The organism is Phyllobacterium sp. (assembly GCF_037994425.1).
Classification (GTDB): domain Bacteria; phylum Pseudomonadota; class Alphaproteobacteria; order Rhizobiales; family Rhizobiaceae; genus Phyllobacterium.
On the sequence record NZ_JBBNAM010000405.1, the window covers coordinates 1 to 2,166 of the forward strand.

The 2,166-nt window shown below is 53.7% G+C and carries 2 protein-coding genes; one reads left to right on the forward strand and one right to left on the reverse strand.

The window, feature by feature from the left end:
* Positions 1-380: 380 nt before the first annotated feature.
* Positions 381-1,391 (forward strand): methyltransferase, encoded by a 1,011-nt coding sequence (locus tag AAAB35_RS26845; protein ID WP_340654270.1) that lies wholly within the window; start codon positions 381-383, stop codon positions 1,389-1,391.
* Positions 1,392-1,713: 322 nt separating this feature from the next.
* Here AAAB35_RS26845 and AAAB35_RS26850 read toward each other — a convergent pair whose 3' ends face one another.
* A complete protein-coding gene (locus tag AAAB35_RS26850) occupies positions 1,714-1,965 on the reverse strand; it encodes a hypothetical protein (protein WP_340654271.1) in 252 nt (83 codons plus the stop codon).
* Positions 1,966-2,166 lie beyond the last annotated feature (201 nt).

Here is a 2,166-nt window from a genome sequence, read left to right on the forward strand (position 1 = left end):
TCTACAATCCGTATCAAGACCCCGTTTCATACCAATTCGCGTACGCCTCGAAGGATATCCGCTGCGGACTCACCCATGGTTGCACTTTTACTCCACTATGCGGTCCTTTTGGCAAAACTGTAATGAAGGAGCCAAACAAACGACGGCTGCTTTGCGCCTCAGAGAGGACATTATGCCCTCAGCAAATACACTGAAAGCGGACCCCCTAAATCAATCCTTCGCAGGCGGTCTTTCGTAACAGGGCGCGCTTACCGAGTGAACCCTTCGCTCAGCTTAGCCTTGCCGAGCCCAAACTATGACGGTAATTTTTACCGCTGTTGAAATACCGCCGCAGCGAGACCCCGCCTGCCAAGGTAACAAGCCAATTGGAGGATCAAGTCGTGAGCACAGCAACACCAGAACATATCATGCAAGTTGGGATGGGTTTTTGGGCATCCAAAACGCTCTTGAGTGCTGTCGAACTAGGGGTGTTTAGTACATTGGCAAATGCGCCGGCCGACCTGCCGACGCTTCAAAGGAAGCTTGCGCTGCATCGGCGATCAGCCCGAGACTTTCTCGATGCGCTGGTGGCGCTCAAGTTGCTGGAGCGCGAGAACGGCGTCTACAGCAACACTGTCGATACGGACCTCTTTCTCGACCGAGCCAAGCCATCCTATATCGGCGGTATCCTGGAGATGGCAAATGCCCGGCTCTATGGCTTCTGGGGATCGCTCACGGATGCCCTGCGCACGGGCGAATTGCAGAACGAGGGCAAGGGTGGAGGAGAAAACTTCTTTGCGGCAATTTATGCCGATCCGGAACGATTGCGGGGATTTCTAAGCGCGATGAGTGGAATAAGCGCGGGGGCAGCCAACGCTATCGCCGCCAATTTCCCATGGCAAGATTACAAGACCTTCATGGATCTTGGTTCAGCTCAGGGCATGGTTCCTGCCACTCTTGCCAGCGCCCATTCCCACCTGACCGGTATCGGTTTCGACCTCCCCGCGGTTCAATCAGTCTTCGAGGAATTTATTACACGTCGCGGAGTGAAGGACCGAGTGCGGTTTCATGGTGGAAATTTCTTCGAGGATCCCCTGCCGAAAGTTGACGTCATCGTCATGGGTCACATCCTCCACGATTGGGACCTTACCCAGAAAAAGATGCTTCTAAGCAAGGTATTTGATGCTCTTCCGAAAGGCGGCGCAGTCGTTGTTTATGATGCCGTCATCGATGATGATCGCCGCAAAAACGCTTTCGGTCTATTGATGAGCTTGAATATGCTGATCGAGACGCCCGGCGGGTTCGACTATACGGGAGAAGACTGTCAGGCCTGGATGCGTGAAGCCGGATTCTCAAAAACGTGGTTGAAACCACTTGTGGGTCCGGATTCGATGGTGATCGGATTAAAATAGCTTGTCCAAGTGCGGTTTGCCGTTGCATGCCTCAGCGCGATGGCGCGAGTTCCGCTAAGCTTATGAGCCGGGCTTTTCAGCCACAGTGCGCTGGCTTATCGAGCCACTATTCGAAAGTCTGAGAATTACCTAACTCAAAGGATAGATGCAGACATCCGCTGCCCGAGTCAACGCACTACTCCCGATCAATCTGAGCCCACGCATATTCGTCGATAGCGGCCTCTCCGCCGCGACCCAACATATTCAACAAGGTCCGCCGCTTGTAGAGATTTGATGTCCCGACGGGCTGTCTTCACGCTCACTTTCCACGCCATCGCGATATCTACTGCTTTACAGCGCCGCCCTCCCCTTCCAACCGTTGTATGAACCATCGTTGGCGCCGGTTGAGTTCTTCGCCATCAGGGTCATTTTTAGAGACATGACCTGCCAGCCAATGCTTGACCGTACGCTCGCTTGCTCCAGTAAGCCGCATTAATTGTTTGACCGCGCGATGGCTATCGCCGTGCTCCTTGCGCAGGAGGTCAGACATCGTATCGGCGTAGGAGCGATGCCCCGCCAGTACTCCTTTCCACATCGGCAGCCTCCTGCCCTTTTTTCGGCAACCTGTTGCATGCGTTTCGGGGATACACTCATATCACGACCAACCGGTCGGACTTTGCAGTTTCAACTATTGACGTCATCCAAACGCGAGGAAAGTGGTTTGACGGATCGGCCTTCATATCTATGCCCAAGGCGAAGATATCCGCGCCAGATTCATCGTACATCTTTCGGATTT

What these genes read in the sequence shown, in the direction of transcription:
- AAAB35_RS26850 (WP_340654271.1), bottom strand. Translation starts at nt 1,965, where the DNA reads ATGTGGAAAGGAGTACTGGCGGGGCATCGCTCCTACGCCGATACGATG.